The following is a 21,439-nucleotide window of genomic DNA, read 5'->3' on the forward strand; positions in this document are numbered from 1 at the left end:
CTATGGCCGCTGGCCGCATATTTCCTTAACGGCATCAATCACCGCATCGGCCTCCTGCCGCGTCGTGGTGACGCCAACGCTGATCCGGACAGCCCCCGTCTGCAGCGTCTCGACGGCCTCATGCGCCAGCGGCGTACAGTGCATCCCAGCTCTTACGGCGATTCCGTATTCCCGGTCCAATCGGAAGGCGATCTCGCTGGAATCCTTTTCCGAGGAAACGAAGGACACGATTCCGGTTCTCGGCTGCCCCGCTTCGGGTCCCAATACCCGAAGATGGCGAATGCCCCGAATCCCTTCGATAATCCGCTGCGCAAGCTCCCATTCATGCCGATAAATCTGCTGCGGCGTCTGCTTGATCACCTCTGCGACGCCGGCCTTTAGCCCTGCAATGCCGGCCGTATTCGGCGTCCCTGCCTCATAGCGATCCGGGCGGACTGCAGGCTGCTCTTTTTCCTCCGATTGGCTTCCGGTCCCTCCGTGTAAAAGCGGCTCCAAATCAACCGACGGGGATATGTATAACCCTCCCGTTCCTTGCGGTCCCAGCAACCCCTTATGCCCGGGAAAGGCCAGCAGATCGATATTCATGGCGGATACGTCAATATCCAGGCAGCCTGCGCTTTGAGCCGCATCCACTAAATAGACCGCTCCAAAACGACGGGCAAGCGCCCCGATCTCGGCAACCGGCAGAATGCTGCCAAGCAAATTGGAACTATGCGTGCTAATGACCAATTTGGGGCGGCTTTCCAGCGCAGCTTTCAGTTTGGCCATATCCAGTTGTCCTTGACCGTTCACCGGAATATATTCCACCTGAATGCCCATCACCCGTTTCAAATATTCGAGCGGGCGTCTTACGGAATTATGTTCAACCATCGTCGCCACGACCCGGTCCCCGGATTTCAGCAAGCCTTTAATCGCCAAATTTAACGCTTCCGTTGTATTATACGTAAATATGATGTCATTTTGGTTACGAACCTGAAACAGTTGGGACAATATCTTGCGGCCTTCGAACAGCACCCTGCTCGCTTTTACCGCCATCTGATGACTGCCTCGCCCCGGATTGGCCGCCGCCTCCTCCATCGCCTTCTGCATTGCCTGCAACACCTCGGGAGGCTTTGGCCAGGAAGTGGCTGCATGATCCAAATATATAAACGGTTCCATGATACTCCATCCACCTCCCCTTCATTTATGCGGACTATAGCTTGCCAGAATCTCTGTCCCCACCATTACCGCGGTAATAATGAAAATACGGTTAGCGGTGAAACTCAGAGCGTCTTTCTTAAACATTCGCTTTGCCGATCCTTATAAAAAGAGAAAGACATATCCATTTCCCTATACAGGAATAAAGCCGGACATGTCATCTTGGCGCAATCACAAATTCACTTTTATTGCAAAAGCTCCAGCAGCCGTTCCAGATCCTGCTTGCTGTAATAGTTCAACTCGATTTTGCCTTTGTCTTTGTTTTGCTTGATTTTGACCGTCGTCCGGAATCTTTCGCGCAGCGTTTCTTCCAGGCTATCAATATAAGGATCGCGTTTTTTCACCTTGACCTTGTTTTTATCGGCCGCTTTACGATCCAGATTTTTAACGGCTTCCTCCAGATCGCGAACGCTCCATTCGTTAGCCACGCATTGTTTCGCCAGTTGTTTGATGAGATCCGAATCTTTCAATCCGACAATGGCACGGGCATGCCCCATCGATAATGTTCCACGTGAAACATAATCTTTGACTTCTTCGGGAAGCGAAAGCAGCCGCAAAAAGTTGGCGATATGGGACCTGGATTTCCCCACCTTCAGCGAGAGCTCTTCCTGCGTCAAGGAATACTGATCCATCAATCCTTGATAGGCCACCGCTACCTCCATGGCATTCAAGTTTTCACGCTGCAGATTTTCGATGAGCGCGATTTCCATGACCTGCTGATCGCTAAACGTCCGGACAACCGCAGGAATGGTTGGTTTCCCGCATATTTGCGATGCCCGAAAACGCCGCTCCCCGGCAATGATTTCATAGCCTTTTAATACGCTCCGGACAATGATCGGCTGAATGACGCCATGCTGCCTGATCGACTCCGCCAGTTCCTGGATCGACTCTTCGTTAAAGTCTTTGCGCGGCTGATAAGGGTTTGCACGCAGTTGGCTAAGCGGGATCTCCACAATTTTGTCATCGTCGTTGATCGAAAGGGAAGGAATGAGGGCATCGAGTCCTTTGCCTAACCGTTTACTCATAAGAAATCACTTCCTTTGCCAACTCTAAATATACTTCTGCACCTTTGGAACGAGGATCGTAAGTCATAATCGATTGACCATGGGAAGGCGCTTCGCTTAAGCGGACGTTTCGAGGAATAATCGTTTTATATACTTTTTCTTGAAAATACTTCTTCACTTCTTCTATGACCTGTATACCGAGATTCGTGCGGGCATCCAGCATCGTCAGAAGCACGCCTTCGATCTGCAGCGACGTATTCAAGTGCTTTTGAACAAGCCGAACGGAGTTGAGCAGTTGGCTTAACCCTTCGAGAGCGTAATATTCGCACTGAATCGGGATAATGACGGAGTCGGCTGCCGTCAGCGAGTTAATCGTCAAAATCCCCAACGACGGAGGGCAATCGATTAGGATGTAATCATAGTTTGCCTTCACGAGATGCAGCGATTTTTTCAAACGAAGTTCTCTGGATATGGTAGGAACCAATTCGATTTCCGCGCCTGCCAGTTGAATGGTCGCCGGAATGATATGCAGCCCTTCAACCTGTGTCTCAAGAATCGCTTCCTTAGGATGAACTTCATTGATAATGACGTCATAGATGCAGTTGGCCACATCGGCTTTATTTACGCCAACGCCACTCGTTGTATTGCCTTGCGGGTCAATGTCTACAAGCAGCACTCGTTTGCCGAGCGAAGCCAAGCCTGCTCCGAGATTGACGGAGGTTGTGGTTTTCCCTACCCCGCCCTTTTGATTTGCTATGGCAATGATTTTGGACACTCAATTTCACCTCATTGTGTATGAAAACTCTTCTTGTAGGTCACGGGATTATGTTACACAGCAAAACAATCGGCTGCATACCTCCTGAAAGAAAACGCGATTCGGAACCGACGTTCGAATGTCCGCTCCCCTTTCAGGTACTAGCTGAAACGGCTTCGCCCTGCACGAGTACATTTTCTTGCAAAAAGGAAAAACCTGAGCCTGAACCACAAGTATCGGTTTCTTCAACTTGATCTGCTTCAATGCATGCATAATACGGATGGATGCGCCTATAAAATTCGATTAGGACCCTATAACGCAAATCACGTATCGCTTCCTGAAGAGTTTTCGGCAGATGGCCCTCCAACTCCCCCAAATCGATTGGCAATACAGCAAAATGCAAACCGCTTCTGGACGAGAAGCCGTTTGCTCTAACACCGGGCAGTCAACCCGCAAACCTAAATTGGCATGATGCTCAATCCAACAACTTTAGAGCTTCCTCATGTAGATTAATCATAAGAACCTGTTTGCTCTGGATAAATCGGCCATGGGATGTTCAGATTCATTGGAATCGAAACGATGTCTCCCCTACGGGGTACGCGTGTTGTAAACAACCCTTCCCCACGGCCTGTCCCGGCTAACGATAATGATCTACGCCTGAGACCCAAAACAACCCATTGCTCCAAAAAAGCGGCCTGACCAGCCGCTTGCAGTCATCCCCGCCCCGATTAACGTTTGGGGATCTGTATCACGATTTCGTAATGATCCTCGTGGTCATTTTCCGTTGTTTTAATGGCCAGGCCGGAATCGGTAACCATATCGATCGACTGGCGGATCGTATTTAACGCAAGGCGCACGTCTTTCGTGAAGGAAATGCGCTTGGATTTTTTGACTTTTGAAGCTTCTTTATAAAAAGCCACCCTGGCTTCCGTCTGCTTCACGTTCAACTCTTTGGCAATAATTTCGGCAAGCAGCTTCAGCTGGAGTTCCTCCGTATCCAAGGACAACAAAGCCCGCGCGTGCCGTTCAGAAATTTTGCGCTCCATCAGAGCCATCTTTACTTCCTCAGGCAAATGAAGCAGCCGAATTTTGTTGGCGATGGTTGATTGGCTTTTGCCCAGGCGCTGCGCCAGGCTTTCCTGCGTCAATTGATGAATGTCGATCAGCTTCTGATAAGCTACCGCTTCTTCAATAGCCGTCAATCCTTCCCGCTGCAGGTTCTCGATCAACGCGATCGAAGCTGCCTGGGAATCATTAAATTCGCGAATAATCGCTGGGATCGTTTCCATCCCGAGTTTCGTTACTGCACGCCAACGCCGTTCACCGGCTATGATCTCATATTTGGAATTGCGGACACGAACAACGATCGGCTGAATGACGCCATGGGTTTTGATCGTTTGGCACAGCTCGTCAATCTTCTCGTCGTCGAAAATCGTACGGGGCTGGTATGGGCTGCTGACGATCTCCCCGACCGGAATTTGTTTCACTTCATCACTATGGTTTCGCTCCGTCAAACCAAACAATTTAGAAAATTGTTCTTTCATTCCGTATATTACCACCTAATTTCGTAATAGCACTTGGCAAAGCGCTTGGTCAACATGACTAAAACAAATCAACTTGGTTTATTTCCCAGCCATTCAGCGTATGCCACGGGACCTTCTCAAGCTGCATCGGTGATTGCATGATCCATTCACACGAAATAGAATTAAAACAAGAGCCGGGCGTACGAATGCAACCCCCGTTATGTACACCCTGTTTCCTACCGTTTTGGTACGGGGATAACTTTCCTCGACCGGCCTCCGCCGGAATCGTGGGCAATGGCTGCCCCCTGCTTGAAGCAGTCGGAAACGACCGATTGATTCTGCGAATTTCGGGTATGAGACGAGGAATGTTATGGGCTGCTTGAACCCAAACTTTCAACTATGGTAACTCTCTCTATTCTACCACTTTTTTTCATATAATCCTATTCTCCAAAGTCCTCTTTTTTTCCTGCCGACCAGTTATTTTTTACGGTTGAATGCTGTCAATCCGTGGATAATAACGCAAAGTGTTTGCGAGCGTTCCCGGCCTGGATCGCCTCCCATCCGCCTCGACTTGTTTTGGCTTAGTTCTTTGAACTGTGGGGAACCATCCCGGGTTGTGCAACAACCGCCACTCTCTGTCCCTTTAGTTACAACCCCGATCCAACTCAAATCTAACCGTTAACTTGATTCCTATCCCGGCTGCCAATCAAATTGAGAGTAAGGGAACATCCGAAGTCTAAAGGTTTATAAAAACACAATTTTGGGTTTGGTTTGATAGCCGCACAAAACAGTTATCGAACAAAATAAAGTGGAAAAAGAAGATGATGATATCGAAATCAAACGCCTCGCTATTCAGGGATTTCGAACATTCCCTCCCTCAAACCATCTTCTCTTTTTCTCTGTTCAAACATCATTTGACGAATTGCTTATTAATTTAGGGAAACACCGTTTGCTTCCCTTGTGGTTTACCTTTTGAACAAGTCGCGAATCTCTTTCTATGCCACCCTATTTTACGCCGAACCTGTACACAAAATGATTGCCTTTTACATGTACGCCCCTCTCCGCTCGATTGGGTAAAATTATGAAATCATCATTGGAAGTCCTTTGACGTTTCAGCGACGTCGCTCCTATTTGAGGATTCGTGTCCGCGACGGAAACGCCACGACATACGCACTCTTGCGGACAAGATGCCCACTCAGAGATGGACTTGAAAAGAAGTTAAGACAAACCCGAGGCATTCCTCAAGCCATGCACATCCTCCCTGGAAAGCCACATCTTCTAGGAGATCTGAATCGGCATTATAGCGGCTCCTGGTCTTTTCCCGTATTCCCCAAGTGGGTGGAACAACAATGAGGTCTCAATACAGAAGTGAGCGTATGCAAGCATGCTGCACATCATGGGAAGAGATCCGTCGTTCACCACTTTCGCCCTCAGGCAGCCGGGCAAGGGCGTCATCCACACTTCCCTATTCCGGCATAAAAAAAGAGGAATGTTCCACGTGAAACATTCCTCGAAAAATCAATTCATGATGTTGTCATTATACTTGATGCTATCGGCTCACAAAGGAGTCTTCAAAGCCGTACCCGCTTTACGCGGATATTTGCCCGGCGTCGCCGCCGTTTTATCAATCACGACAATATGCCGTTCGGCTTCTTCAATCGGAAGCGTAAGACGCTCTACCCGCTGCAGCTTGCCTTTAAGCTCCTTGAAACTGCGCGATGCTTCCCGGATTTCCTCATCCGGGTTGCTCCCCTTCATCGCCGCAAACACGCCGCCCACCTTCGCATAAGGAAGGCAGAATTCGTTAAGCACGGCGAGCTTGGCGACGGCACGCGCGGTGACGAGATCGTATTGATCCCGATGTTCCGGTTTGCGTGCCCAGTCTTCAGCCCTTCCATGCAAAAGCTGCACCTGCTCAAGGCCCGTTTCCTGCACGACATGTTTCAAAAAGTTGATCCGTTTGTTCAGTGAATCGATAATCGTCAGCTGCACATGCGGATAACAAATTTTGAGGGGAATGCCGGGAAAACCTGCGCCGGAGCCGATATCGGCCATCGTACGAACATCGTTCATATCGATATAAAAAGCAAGAGAGATCGAATCATAAAAATGCTTCGTATAAACCTGTTCGCGATCGGTAATACCGGTCAGATTCATTTTTTCGTTCCACTCAACAAGCTCTCTATAATAAGTTTCAAACTGTTCCAGTTGGGTCGAGGTTACCTCGATCCCTTTTTCCTGAAGGCGTAACGCAAAAGCTTCTTGTATTGGATCCATAGTTAACCTCTTGCAGCCGTTACCCGGTTATAGTGCTCCAGATAAACCAGCAGGATCGAAATGTCCGCAGGCGTAACCCCGGATATGCGGGAAGCCTGGCCGATGGAAAGCGGACGGATGCTGGACAGCTTCTGCCGCGCTTCGATGGCGATACCCTCAATTTCGTTGTAATCGATCGTTTCCGGAATTTTCTTCTTATCCATCTTTTTCAGTCGTTCCACATGAATCAATTGTTTTTCGATATATCCGGCATATTTGATTTGAATCTCTACCTGCTCCTTCATTTCTTCCGTAAGGCCAAACGGAGAAGGCGAGATTTCTTCGATATCGTCATGGCTGACTTCCGGACGGCGCAAAATGGTCAGCAAATTGCTTCCATCCTGAATCGGCGCCGAGCCTACCCGTTCGAGCATCGCATTAACATGCGAAGGTCCGACCTTGGTCGCCTTCAAACGTTCGATTTCTTGTTCCACCTTTTGTTTCTTATCCAGGAACTTGGCGTATCTTTCTTCGGAGATGAGGCCGATTTCATGTCCCAGCGGCGTCAAGCGCAAATCCGCGTTGTCGTGGCGCAAAAGCAAACGGTATTCCGCACGCGAAGTGAGCAGACGGTAAGGTTCATTGGTACCCTTCGTGACGAGATCGTCAATCAACACGCCGATGTAACCTTGCGAGCGGTCCAAAATGACAGGATCCTTGCCTTGCACGCGGCGTGCTGCATTGATGCCCGCCATGATTCCTTGCCCCGCAGCTTCTTCATAACCGGAAGTACCATTGATTTGTCCGGCCGTAAACAGTCCCGGAATCAATTTCGTTTCAAGCGATGGCCACAGTTGGGTCGGAACCACCGCATCGTATTCGATCGCATAACCGTTGCGCATCATTTCCACTTTTTCCAGTCCCGGGATCGAACGCAGCATCGCGAGCTGCACATCCTCCGGCATACTGGTGGACAGTCCTTGGACATAATATTCAGACGTATTCTTGCCTTCCGGCTCAAGGAAAATCTGATGTTTCGGCTTGTCGCTGAAACGAACGATTTTATCCTCGATGGACGGGCAATAACGCGGTCCCGTTCCTTCGATAATGCCGGAGAACATCGGCGCCCGGTGCAGGTTCGCATTGATGATCTGATGCGTTTCGAGCGACGTGTAGGTCAACCAGCAAGGAAGCTGTTCGTTGTCGGAGCTTTCCGTTTCATATGAGAAAAACTTCGGTTTTTCGTCCCCGGGTTGAATTTCCGTTTTGGAAAAGTCGATCGTCGACTTGTGCACGCGCGGAGGCGTGCCTGTTTTAAAGCGGACAAGCTCAAAGCCAAGATCACGCAGGTTTTCGGCCAATTTGATCGAAGGCTGTTGGTTGTTCGGGCCGCTTTCGTACGTCATTTCACCCATAATGACTTTTCCGCGCAGGTACGTGCCGGTCGTCAATACGACCGATTTGGCGCGATAAGCGGTACCGGTTTTCGTAATAACGCCAACGCATACGCCGTTCTCCACGATCAGCTCTTCGACCATGCCTTGGCGCATCGTCAAATTCGGTTCCTTTTCCATCGTTTCTTTCATCGTGTGTTGATACAGGAATTTATCCGCTTGAGCGCGCAGCGCGTGCACGGCCGGTCCTTTCCCCGTATTCAGCATGCGCATTTGAATGAATGTTTTATCGATGTTGCGGCCCATTTCGCCGCCAAGGGCATCGATTTCGCGAACGACATGGCCTTTGGCCGGTCCGCCGATCGACGGATTGCACGGCATGAACGCAACCATGTCCAGATTGATCGTGATCATCAGCGTGCTGCAACCCATACGGGCCGCGGCGAGCGCCGCTTCGCAGCCGGCATGGCCGGCGCCGATGACAATGACATCAAAGCTGCCACCATCAAAACTCATATGAAAAACCTCCTTTAAATTTAAAATGCAGAGTGAGAAAAATCCGATATATGTTCAGGATGTTATCCATCCTTATTTGCCTAAGCAGAATTGCGAGAAAATTTGATCCAAAAGCGATTCGGACGCCGTATCCCCGATAATTTCGCCAAGCTGCTCCCATGCCAGCCGGACATCGATCTGGATCATGTCGATCGGGATCAGCTGCTCGGCCGCATCGTATGCATCCTGAAGCGATTTATAGGCTTTTTTCAGCAGGGCGATATGGCGTACATTGCTAACATACGTGAGGTCCGCGGTTTCGATGCTGCCGCTGAAAAAGAGCTGCGAAATGGCCGCTTCCAGCGCATCGACGCCTTCCTGGGTTTTGACGGACATCGGAACGATCAAATCCTCCGGATAATAACGCAAAAGCACGTCTTTATCCAGCTGTTGAGGTAAGTCCATTTTATTCATAATGACGATGGATTGTCTACCGCGGATTTGTTCCATTAATTCCAGTTCGTCCTCATGCAGCGGTTCGCTGCCGTTCAGGACCAGCAAAATGAGGTCGGCTTCGGTAACGGCATGTTTGGAGCGCTCCACCCCGATCCGTTCGACGACGTCCATCGTTTCGCGAATGCCGGCCGTGTCCAACAGCTTCAGCGGAATGTTGTTGATCGTGACAAACTCCTCGATGACGTCCCGCGTCGTCCCCGGAATATCCGTCACAATGGCGCGATTCGTATGGGCCAACGCATTCAGCAGCGAAGATTTCCCCACGTTCGGGCGTCCGACGATCGCTGTCGTGATCCCTTCGCGGAGGATTTTCCCTTGTTCGGCCGTCTTCAGCAGCTTCGTAATGCCCCGCATGACCTCCGTGCTCTTTTCCTTGATGAATTCAGCCGTCAACGACTCGACGTCATGCTCCGGATAATCGATGTTGACCTCGATATGGGCCAGCGTCTCCACCAGCGTATGGCGGAGCTTCTGGATTTGGTCCGAAAGTTGCCCCTCCACTTGCTTCAGCGCTACGGAAAACGCCCGGTCCGATTTCGAACGGATCAGGTCAATAACCGCCTCCGCTTGCGACAGGTCGATGCGTCCGTTAAGGAAGGCGCGTTTGGTGAATTCGCCCGGTTCGGCCAAACGAATGTCCTGCTGTAGCAGCAGATCCATCACCCTTTTCACCGAAATGACGCCGCCATGCGTGCTGATCTCCACCACGTCTTCCGTCGTAAAAGAACGCGGAGCCCGCATGACCGTAACAAGCACCTCTTCCACCCGTTCTCCGTGTTCCGGATCCACAATATGCCCATAATGGACAGTATGGCTTTCCGCCTCCGTCAGCTTCGTTTTGCTGCGAAAAATGTTGTCTACCTCGGCTATGGAAGCAGGACCGCTCACGCGAATGACCGCGATGCCCGCTTCCCCTACCGCCGTCGAAATCGCTGCAATTGTATCGCTTAGCAACGTTACTCACCTCTTCCTTTATATTGTTCGTACGGATCGTTTGCCCTTACCTCTACTCTACCCGAATCGCGAGTCATAAAGACCCTGGATAGAGCTCCTTATCTACGAAAAAAGCAATGACTTCATCAGCTGCATCAGCTGAATAAAGTCATTGCACATCATGCACGTCTTAGGACAATCTATAAGTCCCCGGGATTCCTTGAAACTCCCGTTACTTTAATGTGATGACGATACGCCGGTTCGGTTCTTCCCCTTTGCTGAATGTCTTCACCTGCGGATGATCCTGCAGTTTGGCGTGGATCACTTTCCGCTCCTGCGGAGACATCGGCTCCAGGACGACTTCCTTGCCGGAACGGATGACGCGGCCCGCAAGCCGGTCAGCCAATTCCTCCAGCGTTTTTTTGCGCCGTTCGCGGAAATTTTCGGCATCGAGCACGATGCGGATGTAACTTCCCGAATAGCGGTTGGCCACGATGTTGGCCAAATACTGCAAAGCGTCGAGGGTTTGTCCCCTTCTGCCGATGATCAAGCCCAAATCGGGCCCGAATATATGAAGCGTCGTGACATCCTTCGCATGCTGCACGTCGACGGTGACGTCCAAGCCCATGCTTTTGCCGACATCCTGAATGAATCGCACGGCTTCTTCATAAGGATCTGGATCGGCGTTTGTGTGTTCGGCCTCCGGCACAGCCGGCTCTAATGGCAATGAAGTTGCCGTCTCGACTGGCATGGGTTCGGATTCAGGCTCGGGCAGCAGCGCCAGCTCCACCTTCGCATCCTTGACACCAATCAGTCCCAGGAATCCTTTTGACGGCTGCGTTAGGATCTGGACCGATACGCGGTCGCGGCTTACCCCGAGCTGGGTGAGCCCTTGTCTTACAGCTTCTTCAACGGTTTTTCCTGATACGACGACTTTGCTCATTTAGACTTTTTGGCCCCCTTTTTGCCTTTTCCCGCGTTTCCTTTGTTGCCTTGGCTTTTGTTGTTGCCGCCCTTGGCAGGGTTTCCGCCTTTGGCGTTGCCGCCGCCGGCAGAGGATACGGCCGCCACGGTGGCACCCGGTCTTTTGCGGTAAAGGAAGTAGTTTTGCACGATCGTATACAGGTTACTGAAGAACCAGTACAGAGGAAGTGCGGACGGGAACTGATAGGACATAAAGAAAATCAGCACCGGATACACGAACATCATGAACTGCATGGCCCCTTGCTGCGGGGTCGGGTTCATCCGCATCATCATCCACGTTTGCAGGAACGTCGTCGCCGCGGCTAAAATAGGCAAAATGAATGTATGGTCCGGCTTACCGAGCTGGAGCCATAAGAAAGAATGCTCATACAAATACTTATTGTGAATAATCGAGTTATAGAGAGCGATGAATACGGGCATTTGCACGATCAGCGGCAAACATCCCGCCATCGGATTGACCTTGTTTTCCTGGAATAAGCGCATCGTTTCCTGCTGCTGCTTTTCCGGATTGTCCTTGTACTTCTCTTTGATTTTGGCAAGCTCAGGCTGAATCGCCTGCATCGCCTTGGAGCTTCGAACCTGTTTGATCGACAGCGGCAAAATGATCGTCCGCACGATGATCACCATCACAAGGACGGCCAGTCCATATTCGCCGTTAAACCACTGAGCAAACGTATCGAGCGCTAACGAAAAATAATAAACGACGTTTCTTTGCCAGAAACTGCCGCTGGTTTTCATGTCTTCAGTCGTATACGTTACCGAATTGGAACCGCACGCTGATAATACCATGACTGCAAGCAGCAACACTGCCGTGAGGAGGATCCATTTCCTGCCTCGTCTCGTCTTGAATAGCGACACTTCATAACCCCTCTCTGGACACTTCCGTTCAACGTAAATCATACCATAAACAATTGGACAAAGAAACCAGCTTTCAATGGCCGGGAGGCTTTAAAAGCGACGCTTTGCGCAGCACGTGCAGCACGCATTTTTCCAAGTCCTTGTATGGCAAATCCAGCGCGCCTTTGCGGACGATAAAAACAAGGTCCACATGCTCGATGAGCCGGTCCTCATGGTGGCGGACGATCTCTTTCACGAGCCGGCGCATCCGGTTGCGGACAACGGCATTGCCCACCTTTTTGCTGACGGAAATCCCTACGCGAAATTTCTCTACCTCTTTTTTGCGGAACCAATACACGACGAACTGATGGTTCGCAAAAGACTTCCCATGGCGATATACGCGACTGAAGTCCGCGCGGTTTCGTAATCGTAAACTTTTATGCAACCCGATCCCCTGCCTGCTTCTCCGCCCGGTATGCTCAGGCGGTCATTTCTTGATAATAAGCATGAAGAAATTTTAGAAAGCGAGGGCCATCGTCAGCGAAAAAGCATTCTCGGCGGCAAACGAACCGCCCCTGCCTTCGCTGAAGACCAATACCATCCTCTTAAAACATCTTTTTCGATTCTTATCATCAATCTTGCGATTCGGGATACAACCGATCCCTTTTTGTCCGGAAAACGGGGCGCTTTTCGCATACTGCCCCCGCCTCCATCCTATTGAAAATTTTTGCTTCATATAATAGTAGGAAAAAACAGACGACGAACCGCGGCTTCGGACGAAACGCTTTCAGCAATTTCAAGCCCCGGCAGCCGGCCGGCACGACCACATCCAATCCTGATCCAAAAGAAAAACGCATTTACCAGTATTGGCATTCCGCCATACCGATAAACCGGACGCGGCAAAATCGTTTCTCCCTCTTTTTCGGATGCCTCTGCCGGATTCCTGCCTCAAAACCGCATTCCGATCCTCGAAATGTCCATCCCATTGAAGAAAAAAAGACCACCGCGGTGGTCTTTATGCACGAAATTTACGCACTCAATACTTTTCTGCCCTTCTGACGACGAGCTGCCAGCACTTTACGGCCGTTTTTCGTGCTCATTCTTTTCCGGAAGCCATGTACCTTTTTGCGTTTGCTTACATTTGGTTTAAATGTAGGTCTCATGTATTGCGCACCCCCTTACAGGATTTAAAATAACCTTTATGGTTAATTCATTTTCATTCACACAGAAAATGCCTTTATACATTTAACCATGTCAAGGGCCAAAAGTCAACCTGAACCCTTCCCCTTTTCGCATCCGAAATTCGGCCAATCCGGCTTGTCCGCCTTTTGGGCCGTTCTTTTTCTCCCTTCGGCCGCTCTTCTTCCTCTTTTTTATAGGTTCATCCGCTCCAAACCGGACTAAAGCATGCCGCCAAGCCCAAAAATCGGGAACTCAACTTCTGATCCGGCAATGACCACAATGGCCATCCGTATTTCATTATAAAACCTCAGTCCAAAAAAGGTCATCCACAGGTCCAACGGTTCCTCCCTTTCCAACCGCTCCTCAAATTTCGGCTGAAGGGGCAAAGCAAGGTTTTCCACAGGCATCTTTCGTCGCAGCATGTAAAAATCCACAGACCTTACTTATCCACTTGTTCACATAAATCGCCTCGACTTCCTTTTTTCCGGCACAACCTGTGCACAACCGATTTTCCGTTTTTAGGAATACTGTCGAAACTTAAACAATTTATAAACAATATATAGTGTTGTGAATATGATTTATACACAACTTATTGAATTTGTGGATAAAATGGACGCATACATTGATAAAAAGGGATTCTTTTGCTATGATTATATTACTTTTGGTTGTGAATATCTGTTTTCACCCATAATATTATTAACAGGCTGTGGATAAACTTGTGAACAATTTTAATTTATCCACTTTTTTTATTTTCTCCAGACCGTGAAACTTGGGGATAAATACGCCATGTTTCATTTTTTTTCGACAATTCCACTCAAGTAGCGGAGGCCAATGCCGCATTTGGAAGATTTAAAGGAGTGACAGTTAGTGGACAGCCATACTTCCGAATTATGGCAGCAAATCCTATCTATTATTCATACCAAACTAAGCAAGCCGAGCTTCGACACCTGGTTTAAAGCAACAAAAGCGATCCAGATGAATGACCACTCCATTGTCATTTCCGCGCCTACGACCTTTGCTGTTGAATGGTTGGAAAGCCGCTATACCAAGCTCGTCAGCTCGACGATTTACGAAGTACTTGGCAAACAGGTTGACGTGAAATTCGTCATCGAAGAGAACAAGCCTGCAGAAGTCGTTCCCCAGCAGCCCGCTCCAATGCCTCAGGTGACCCAAGAAGAAGCATTCACCCATATGCTGAATCCGAAATACACCTTCGATACGTTCGTGATTGGATCCGGGAACCGGTTCGCCCATGCGGCATCGCTCGCCGTCGCCGAGGCGCCGGCCAAAGCATACAACCCTTTGTTTTTGTACGGAGGGGTCGGGCTGGGAAAAACGCACCTGATGCATGCGATCGGCCATTACATTCTGGAACATAACCCTGCAAGCCGCGTCGTGTACATTTCCTCGGAGAAATTCACGAATGAATTCATCAACTCCATCCGGGACAACCGGGCGGAAAGCTTTCGCAACAAATACCGCAACGTAGACATTTTGCTGATTGACGACATTCAATTCCTGGCTGGGAAAGAATCGACTCAGGAGGAATTTTTCCATACATTTAACGCGCTGCATGAGGAACAGAAGCAAATCATCATTTCCAGCGACAGGCCGCCGAAGGAAATTCCGACGCTGGAAGACCGGCTGCGTTCCCGCTTCGAATGGGGACTCATCACCGACATTCAGCCGCCGGACTTGGAAACGCGGATCGCCATTTTGCGCAAAAAAGCGAAGGCCGAAAATCTCGACATCCCGAACGAAGCGATGATGTACATCGCCAACCAGATCGACACGAACATCCGGGAGCTCGAGGGCGCCCTTATCCGGGTCGTCGCCTATTCGTCGCTCACCAATCAGGACGTCACCACGCACCTGGCTGCCGAAGCGCTGAAGGACATCATCCCTTCCAGCCGTCCGAAGATGATCACCATCCAGGACATCCAGCAGAAAGTCGGGGAATACTACAATTTGAAGCTGGAAGACTTCAAGGCGCGCAAACGAACCAAAGCCGTCGCCTTCCCGCGCCAGATCGCCATGTATCTCTCGCGCGAGCTGACGGATTTTTCCCTGCCCAAAATCGGGGAAGCTTTCGGAGGCCGGGACCATACGACGGTGATCCATGCGCACGAAAAAATATCCCAGTCGCTGAAAACCGACCAGGATCTGTTTAAAGTGATCAATAACATTACAGAAAAAATCAAAAATCCGACCTGAACAAGTTCAAAGCCTATGCACAATCTATACACATGTGGATAGGCTTAATTTGTTGAGGTTTCGTGGGCTTATCCACATATTCAGCGCCCCTACTGCTATTACTATGTTTTAAATATAAAAAATATAACCATAAAAGCTGCGCAAAAGAGGAACGGACATCATGCTGCCTCTGCCAGCCGAAATTTCCTGCTAGGAGTGAAAAGATGAAAATCAGCATTCTCAAAAACGTCCTTAACGAATCCATTCAGCATGTATCCAAAGCGATTTCCAGCCGCACCACCATTCCGATTCTCGGAGGCATCAAGCTGGACGTGACCTACCAAGGGGTGACGCTGACCGCCAGCGATACGGACATTTCCATTCAATCGTTTATTCCAGCCGAAGATGCCGACCGGACGATCGTGCAGGTGGAGAGAATCGGCAGCGTCGTTTTGCCTGCCAAGTTTTTCGTGGAAATCATCAAAAAACTGCCTTCCCAAGAAATCCAAATGGAGGTCAAAGAGCAATTCCAGACCTTCATTTCTTCCGGTTCGACGGAAATTCAAATGGTCGGGCTGGATCCGGAGGAATTCCCGGTGCTGCCTGACATCGAAGGCAACCAGACGATTTCCCTCCCGGGATCTCTGCTGAAAAACATGATCCGCCAGACGGTGTTTGCCATCTCCACGCAGGAGACGACTCCGATTTTGACCGGCGTTCTTTGGAACCTGGATCATAACGACCTGAAGTTTACGGCGACGGACCGCCACCGGCTTGCCACGCGTTCGGCCCACCTGGAGGGGGCGGATGACGTGAAGTTCAGCAATGTCGTCATTGCCGGCAAAACGCTGAACGAGCTGAGCAAAATCATTCCGGACCAAAACACGCTGATCGATATCGTCGTGGCCGACAACCAGGTGCTGTTCAAGCTGGACCGCGTCCTGTTCTATTCCCGTATTCTGGATGGCATTTACCCGGATACTACTAGAATTATTCCGACAACCTACAAAACAGAACTGATTTTGGACACAAAAAAATTGAGCGAGTCGATCGACCGCGCTTATTTGTTGTCCCGCGAGGAAAAAACGAACATCGTTCGCCTGCAGACGATGGAAAACGGCGGAATCGAAATTTCGTCCAGCTCGTCCGAGCTCGGGAAAGTGCGCGAAGAACTGGATGTCATCGACTTTAAAGGCGAGCCGCTGCGCATCTCCTTTAACTCCAAATATATGCTCGACGTGCTGAAAATCGTGGAAAGCGAACAGCTGATGATTGCCTTTACCGGCATGATGAGCCCGATTATCCTCAAGCCGTTGGATGACAGCCAAAGCTCTTACGTCATTTTGCCTTACCGGACAACGAACTAAAGCAGCCAAAGTTATCAACAGGAAGGGCGTTTGCGATGAAAGAAATATTTATCCACAGTGAATATATCAAGCTGGATCAATTTTTGAAGCTGGCCGATTGCATATCCACAGGCGGGATGGCGAAAGCCCTTCTTGCGGAAGGCCATGTGCTTGTGAATGGAGAGCCTGAGGAACGCCGGGGGCGCAAGCTGTATCCGGGCGATCGGGTGAGCGTAGAGGATTGCGGCGAGTTTACCGTATCCAGGGAGTCCTGATATACTCCTCATAAAGACGTGCTCCGGCGCGGGACGATTCGGCGGGAGATGGGGAGGAAGCATACGTGTTTGTAAAAAGCATCAGCCTGCAGCATTACCGCAACTACGAAGAGCTCCGATTGGATTCCTTCAGCGACGTCAATCTGCTGATCGGGCAAAACGCCCAGGGGAAGACCAATTTGGTTGAAGCTATTTTTGTTCTGGCCTTAACGAAAAGCCACCGGACCTCGAGAGACCGCGAGCTCATCTCCTTCCAGGAAAAAAGCGCGCACGTTTCCGCGGCGGTGGAACGAAAATACGGCCAGCTGACGCTCGACTTGAATTTATCCCCCCAAGGGAAGAAAGCAAAAATTAACGGTCTGGAGCAGCGCAAACTGAGCGATTTCATCGGATCGCTGAACGTCGTCATGTTTGCGCCCGAGGACCTGGAAATCGTAAAGGGAACGCCAGGCGTACGCCGGCGTTTTCTTGACATGGAGATCGGACAGGTTCAGCCGGGGTATTTATACCATTTGCAGCAGTACCAGAAAGTGCTGAACCAGCGGAACAACCTGCTCAAGCAAATGTGGGGCAAGGACAAGCCGCAGCAGGGGCTTCTGGAGGTCTGGGACCAGCAGCTTGCTGAACATGGTGTTAAAATCATCAAAAAGAGGAAACAATTTATCTTAAAGCTGCAAAAATGGGCCGAGTCCATCCACCACGGCATTACGAACGGCAGCGAGGACCTCAAGCTTGTCTATGTTCCGTCGTTTGGCGAAGAGGCGGAGGAAGATGAAGCTTATCTTTTCGAACAATTTATGTTAAAATTATCACAACTGAAAGATCAGGAGCTTCGGCGCGGGATGACGCTTGCCGGGCCTCATCGCGACGATGTGGCCTTTTATATCAACGGCAAGGAAGTGCAGACCTACGGATCCCAGGGGCAGCAGCGCACTACGGCACTGTCGCTGAAACTGGCGGAAATCGAACTGATCCATGAAGAGATCGGCGAATATCCCGTCCTGCTTTTGGATGACGTCTTGTCCGAACTGGATCCTTACCGCCAGACGCAGCTGATCGAAACCTTTCAGACCAAAGTGCAAACCTTTATCACGGCGACGGGGATCGAGAGCCTGAATACCGATAAACTGAAAAAGGCCAGCGTTTTTCACGTCCACGACGGACGGATTGGCTCTTAAGGAGTTGGGAGTATGTATATTCACCTGGGCGGCGAAAGAATTATCCGCTCCGCGGAATTGGTCGCCATTTTCGACGTTTCGATCGAGAAATCCTCAAAAATATCCAAGCAGTTTGTCAGTCACGCCTGCGAGCACAAAAACGTGGAGTTCATCGGCGAAGAGGAGCCCAAGTCGATCGTGATCACGAAGAGCACGGTTTATTATTCCCCGATTTCCTCGTCGACACTCAAAAAACGGGCGAAGGTATTTGTGGCCAACGCTTAATATATACGAAAATCATGGATTGAACTCTCTGAATCCGGCAAGACGGTTTCGCACGAGAGTTTTTGCTGCGATAAAGCGCGATTTTTTATTTACGATGTTGCAATATCCTTAGCAGGAGATTCCTTTTCCATCGCAGTTGTACTCGCAACAGCAGATTTAGAATTTATAGAAGTAGGTGACAGGCATGTCTATGAATCAACCGCAATATGATGAGAGTCAGATTCAGGTTCTGGAGGGTCTGGAAGCCGTCCGCAAACGTCCAGGTATGTATATCGGGTCCACAAGCTCCAAAGGCCTTCACCATCTCGTATGGGAAGTTGTGGACAACAGTATCGACGAAGCGATGGCCGGCATATGTGATCACATCGAGGTCATCGTTCACAAGGATAACAGCATTACCGTCGTCGATAACGGGCGGGGCATTCCGGTCGGCGAACATCCCAAGATGAAAAAATCCACGCTTGAAGTCGTTATGACCGTTCTGCATGCAGGCGGTAAATTCGGTGGCGGCGGATACAAGGTTTCCGGCGGTTTGCACGGCGTGGGCGTGTCTGTCGTGAACGCGCTGTCGACCAAAGTGGTCGTGCAGGTCAAGCGTGACGGCCATATCTATCAGCAGGAATACCATCGCGGCGTTCCTCAATACGATATCAAAATCATCGGAGACACCGATGATCACGGTACGACGGTAACGTTCCTGCCCGATCCGGAAATTTTCACTGAGACCACGGAATACGACTACAACACGCTGCTTACCCGGATCAGAGAACTGGCTTTCCTGAACAAAGGCATTGCCCTGACGCTGACGGACGAACGGACGGGCGCTTCCAACTACTTCAAATACGAGGGCGGGATTATCGAATACGTCAAATATTTGAACGAGAAAAAGGAACCGCTCCATGAGCAGCCGATTTACGTCGAAGGCGCGCGCGACATGATTCAGGTCGAGATCGCGCTGCAGTACAACGATAGCTATACGGAGAATATTTATTCTTTCGCGAATAACATCAACACGCATGAAGGCGGTACGCACGAATCCGGCTTTAAGAGCGCGCTGACGCGGATCATCAACGATTATGCCCGCAAAAGCGGCATGATTAAAGACAGCAACGGCAACCTGACCGGCGACGACGTCCGCGAGGGTCTGACGGCCATCATTTCCGTCAAGATTCCGGAGCCCCAGTTCGAAGGACAGACCAAAACCAAGCTGGGCAACAGCGAAGTGCGCGGCATCGTGGAATCCCTGTTTTCCGAGAAGCTGCAGGAGTTTTTGGGCGAAAACCCTGCCGTATCCAAACGGATCCTCGAAAAAGCGCTGCAGGCATCCCGTGCCCGCGAAGCCGCCCGCAAAGCCCGCGAACTGACGCGCCGCAAAAGTGCGTTGGAAATCAGCGCGCTGCCGGGCAAGCTGGCCGACTGCTCCTCCAAGGACGCATCGATCTGCGAGCTGTACATCGTCGAAGGCGACTCCGCCGGCGGCTCGGCCAAACAAGGCCGTGACCGGCACTTCCAGGCGATTTTGCCGATTCGCGGTAAAATTTTGAACGTGGAAAAAGCGAGACTGGACCGCATCTTGTCCAACATGGAGATTCGCGCCATGGTTACGGCCATGGGGACGGGGATCGGCGATGAAGACTTCGATATCTCGAAGGCTCGTTACCATAAGCTGATTATCATGACCGATGCCGACGTCGACGGGGCGCACATCCGTACGCTGCTGCTGACGTTCTTCTACCGGTATATGCGGCAGCTGCTTGAAGCGGGGTACGTGTACATCGCGCAGCCGCCATTGTTCAAGATCGAGCGCAACAAAACGATTCGGTACGCCAATTCGGAGAAGGAGCGCGACGAAATCATCGCTTCCTTCGGCGAAAACGCGAAATATACGATCCAGCGTTACAAAGGTTTGGGCGAGATGAACCCTGAACAGCTTTGGGAAACGACGATGGACCCTGATAGCCGCACCATGCTGCAGGTGACGATCGAGGATGCGATGCAGGCGGATATCTTGTTCGATACCCTGATGGGGGATAACGTCGAACCTCGCCGCGACTTCATCCACGAGCATGCCAAACACGTCAAAAACCTGGATATTTAAATCAAGACAAGAAGGAGCCCGCGCGGCTCCTTCTTTATTTTGCGTATTTTTGCTTATGCCTTCGATTTGCGGCGGCCCTTGGGAGCGGAAATGCGCCCATAAGCGATCGCATATCGCTCGATGCGGCGGTACACGCTTTTGTCCTTGAAAAACTTTTTGAACGGAAAAATGGCCGGGAGCGTGTTCACCTCCAAAATCCATGGATACAAGTTTTTGTCCAGGGCGATGTCCAGACCGATCTCTTTTAACCGCGGGTATTCCTTCTGCAGCTGTTTCCCCGTATCCTCGCCCAGGGCGTACAGCTGTTTTTCAAGCGCGTTGATTTCTTGCCGGGAAGCGTGATCACTAAGCACCTCATGGAGAAGTTTTGCCGAGCCGCCGCTGTGGTAGTTGGTGATGACTTTGTTTTTGGCCGCCACCCGCGCGATTACGCCCGTCGACTCCCAGGTGCCATGGGGCGTTTTTTGCGTCAAGACCCTGAGGTCGAAGGAACGGTCCTTGTGTTTAAGTTTGGCAATGCCGTGCTGGATAAGATAAACCTTTTTGCCGATCTGGTTGCGTACGGCACGGTGAAGATCGTTTAAAGAGCCGAACTCCTCAATGCTGGTACCGTAATGAAGCTTGTATCGTTCGGGGGCCGATGTCCCGTTTTCGATTTCTGCGGAATCTCCGGTTTCCGTAAAACGCTCGGCGCACATCACGCCGTTGCCGTACGTCCCGACATCGGGCTTGATATATACCATCATTTCGTTTTGCATCATTTCGTTGAGCGCATCCTGCGAGTACTTCATCGTAAGGGGAATATAGGCCGCTATTTGCTTATTCCGCATGAGCACCTTGGTTTTGGCCCATTTGCTCGAAACACGCTGTATGGACAAGTCATCGCATCCTTTCCGTGAAGGTTGTAGTAGGAAGCAGGGGGAACAAAGGCGGTCGAGAATTGTAAAATGCTTCATGGAATGCGTAAAACATAGGACAAGGGAGCAAATGAATGGTATAATATGAAGATA

General features: G+C 50.4%; 19 protein-coding genes. 6 read left to right on the forward strand and 13 right to left on the reverse strand.

The genetic code is table 11. From position 1 onward, the window contains the following. From MKY58_RS27270 to MKY58_RS27325, 12 genes are all read right to left on the reverse strand, one after another. The gene (locus tag MKY58_RS27270) at positions 1-1,158 is read right to left on the reverse strand and encodes an aminotransferase class V-fold PLP-dependent enzyme (protein WP_339322838.1); all 1,158 of its coding nucleotides are present in this window, start codon (positions 1,156-1,158) and stop codon (positions 1-3) included. 224 nt (positions 1,159-1,382) lie between these two features. Continuing rightward, entirely contained in the window at positions 1,383-2,222 is an 840-nt protein-coding gene (locus tag MKY58_RS27275; RefSeq protein WP_212952015.1) for a ParB/RepB/Spo0J family partition protein, read from the reverse strand. Further along, a complete protein-coding gene (locus tag MKY58_RS27280) occupies positions 2,215-2,976 on the reverse strand; it encodes an AAA family ATPase (RefSeq protein ID WP_212952013.1) in 762 nt (253 codons plus the stop codon). The genes MKY58_RS27275 and MKY58_RS27280 overlap by 8 nt, the downstream gene beginning before the upstream one ends. Positions 2,977-3,683: 707 nt before the next feature. Beyond that, positions 3,684-4,499 carry a nucleoid occlusion protein gene (gene noc / locus MKY58_RS27285; protein ID WP_036710762.1) on the reverse strand — a complete coding sequence of 272 codons (816 nt, stop codon included), beginning with the start codon at positions 4,497-4,499 and terminating at the stop codon, positions 3,684-3,686. 1,536 nt (positions 4,500-6,035) lie between these two features. Next, positions 6,036-6,755: a 16S rRNA (guanine(527)-N(7))-methyltransferase RsmG gene (gene rsmG, locus MKY58_RS27290; RefSeq protein ID WP_339322839.1), complete on the reverse strand. Its 720-nt coding sequence runs from the start codon at positions 6,753-6,755 to the stop codon at positions 6,036-6,038. Positions 6,756-6,757: 2 nt separating this feature from the next. Continuing rightward, on the reverse strand, positions 6,758-8,644 hold the full coding sequence (mnmG, locus tag MKY58_RS27295) for a tRNA uridine-5-carboxymethylaminomethyl(34) synthesis enzyme MnmG (RefSeq protein ID WP_339322840.1): 1,887 nt from the start codon (positions 8,642-8,644) through the stop codon (positions 6,758-6,760). A gap of 72 nt (positions 8,645-8,716) precedes the next feature. Beyond that, entirely contained in the window at positions 8,717-10,093 is a 1,377-nt protein-coding gene (gene mnmE, locus MKY58_RS27300; RefSeq protein WP_339322841.1) for a tRNA uridine-5-carboxymethylaminomethyl(34) synthesis GTPase MnmE, read from the reverse strand. 211 nt (positions 10,094-10,304) lie between these two features. Continuing rightward, entirely contained in the window at positions 10,305-11,015 is a 711-nt protein-coding gene (gene jag / locus MKY58_RS27305; RefSeq protein ID WP_339322842.1) for an RNA-binding cell elongation regulator Jag/EloR, read from the reverse strand. Continuing rightward, on the reverse strand, positions 11,012-11,914 hold the full coding sequence (locus MKY58_RS27310; protein ID WP_339322843.1) for a YidC/Oxa1 family membrane protein insertase: 903 nt from the start codon (positions 11,912-11,914) through the stop codon (positions 11,012-11,014). Before MKY58_RS27310 ends, jag begins: the two co-directional genes overlap by 4 nt. 73 nt (positions 11,915-11,987) lie before the next feature. Further along, positions 11,988-12,338 (reverse strand): ribonuclease P protein component, encoded by a 351-nt coding sequence (gene rnpA / locus MKY58_RS27315; protein ID WP_212952000.1) that lies wholly within the window; start codon positions 12,336-12,338, stop codon positions 11,988-11,990. 583 nt (positions 12,339-12,921) lie between these two features. After that, positions 12,922-13,056 carry a 50S ribosomal protein L34 gene (rpmH, locus tag MKY58_RS27320; RefSeq protein WP_068778604.1) on the reverse strand — a complete coding sequence of 45 codons (135 nt, stop codon included), beginning with the start codon at positions 13,054-13,056 and terminating at the stop codon, positions 12,922-12,924. A 237-nt stretch (positions 13,057-13,293) separates the two neighbouring features. Further along, positions 13,294-13,509 carry a hypothetical protein gene (locus MKY58_RS27325; RefSeq protein ID WP_339322844.1) on the reverse strand — a complete coding sequence of 72 codons (216 nt, stop codon included), beginning with the start codon at positions 13,507-13,509 and terminating at the stop codon, positions 13,294-13,296. A 433-nt stretch (positions 13,510-13,942) separates the two neighbouring features. On the opposite strand from MKY58_RS27325, the gene dnaA reads away from it, so the two are divergent. The 6 genes from dnaA to gyrB all read left to right on the forward strand — a co-directional run bounded on the left by dnaA (position 13,943) and on the right by gyrB (position 20,429). After that, the gene (gene dnaA, locus MKY58_RS27330; RefSeq protein WP_212951998.1) at positions 13,943-15,289 is read left to right on the forward strand and encodes a chromosomal replication initiator protein DnaA; all 1,347 of its coding nucleotides are present in this window, start codon (positions 13,943-13,945) and stop codon (positions 15,287-15,289) included. 203 nt (positions 15,290-15,492) lie between these two features. Then, positions 15,493-16,635 carry a DNA polymerase III subunit beta gene (dnaN, locus tag MKY58_RS27335; RefSeq protein WP_339322845.1) on the forward strand — a complete coding sequence of 381 codons (1,143 nt, stop codon included), beginning with the start codon at positions 15,493-15,495 and terminating at the stop codon, positions 16,633-16,635. 35 nt (positions 16,636-16,670) lie between these two features. Further along, a complete protein-coding gene (gene yaaA / locus MKY58_RS27340) occupies positions 16,671-16,889 on the forward strand; it encodes a S4 domain-containing protein YaaA (protein WP_036710775.1) in 219 nt (72 codons plus the stop codon). A 65-nt stretch (positions 16,890-16,954) separates the two neighbouring features. Further along, positions 16,955-18,067: a DNA replication/repair protein RecF gene (gene recF / locus MKY58_RS27345; protein ID WP_212951993.1), complete on the forward strand. Its 1,113-nt coding sequence runs from the start codon at positions 16,955-16,957 to the stop codon at positions 18,065-18,067. A gap of 12 nt (positions 18,068-18,079) precedes the next feature. Next, entirely contained in the window at positions 18,080-18,331 is a 252-nt protein-coding gene (locus MKY58_RS27350; RefSeq protein ID WP_036710781.1) for an extracellular matrix/biofilm biosynthesis regulator RemA family protein, read from the forward strand. 184 nt (positions 18,332-18,515) lie between these two features. Continuing rightward, positions 18,516-20,429 (forward strand): DNA topoisomerase (ATP-hydrolyzing) subunit B, encoded by a 1,914-nt coding sequence (gene gyrB, locus MKY58_RS27355; RefSeq protein WP_036710784.1) that lies wholly within the window; start codon positions 18,516-18,518, stop codon positions 20,427-20,429. A gap of 53 nt (positions 20,430-20,482) precedes the next feature. On the opposite strand, the gene MKY58_RS27360 is transcribed toward gyrB, so the two are convergent. After that, on the reverse strand, positions 20,483-21,307 hold the full coding sequence (locus MKY58_RS27360; RefSeq protein ID WP_339322846.1) for a YheC/YheD family protein: 825 nt from the start codon (positions 21,305-21,307) through the stop codon (positions 20,483-20,485). Positions 21,308-21,439: the final 132 nt, after the last annotated feature.

Origin of the sequence: Paenibacillus sp. FSL W8-0194 (genome assembly GCF_037969745.1) — a bacterium.
GTDB lineage: Bacteria > Bacillota > Bacilli > Paenibacillales > Paenibacillaceae > Paenibacillus_AQ > Paenibacillus_AQ cookii.

Coding starts and splice junctions, on each gene's coding strand:
- MKY58_RS27275 (WP_212952015.1), bottom strand. CDS start 2,222: ATGAGTAAACGGTTAGGCAAAGGACTCGATGCCCTCATTCCTTCCCTT.
- jag (WP_339322842.1), bottom strand. CDS start 11,015: ATGAGCAAAGTCGTCGTATCAGGAAAAACCGTTGAAGAAGCTGTAAGA.
- rpmH (WP_068778604.1), bottom strand. CDS start 13,056: ATGAGACCTACATTTAAACCAAATGTAAGCAAACGCAAAAAGGTACAT.
- gyrB (WP_036710784.1), top strand. CDS start 18,516: ATGTCTATGAATCAACCGCAATATGATGAGAGTCAGATTCAGGTTCTG.
- noc (WP_036710762.1), bottom strand. CDS start 4,499: ATGAAAGAACAATTTTCTAAATTGTTTGGTTTGACGGAGCGAAACCAT.
- yaaA (WP_036710775.1), top strand. CDS start 16,671: ATGAAAGAAATATTTATCCACAGTGAATATATCAAGCTGGATCAATTT.
- mnmG (WP_339322840.1), bottom strand. CDS start 8,644: ATGAGTTTTGATGGTGGCAGCTTTGATGTCATTGTCATCGGCGCCGGC.
- MKY58_RS27270 (WP_339322838.1), bottom strand. CDS start 1,158: ATGGAACCGTTTATATATTTGGATCATGCAGCCACTTCCTGGCCAAAG.
- dnaN (WP_339322845.1), top strand. CDS start 15,493: ATGAAAATCAGCATTCTCAAAAACGTCCTTAACGAATCCATTCAGCAT.
- rsmG (WP_339322839.1), bottom strand. CDS start 6,755: ATGGATCCAATACAAGAAGCTTTTGCGTTACGCCTTCAGGAAAAAGGG.
- MKY58_RS27350 (WP_036710781.1), top strand. CDS start 18,080: ATGTATATTCACCTGGGCGGCGAAAGAATTATCCGCTCCGCGGAATTG.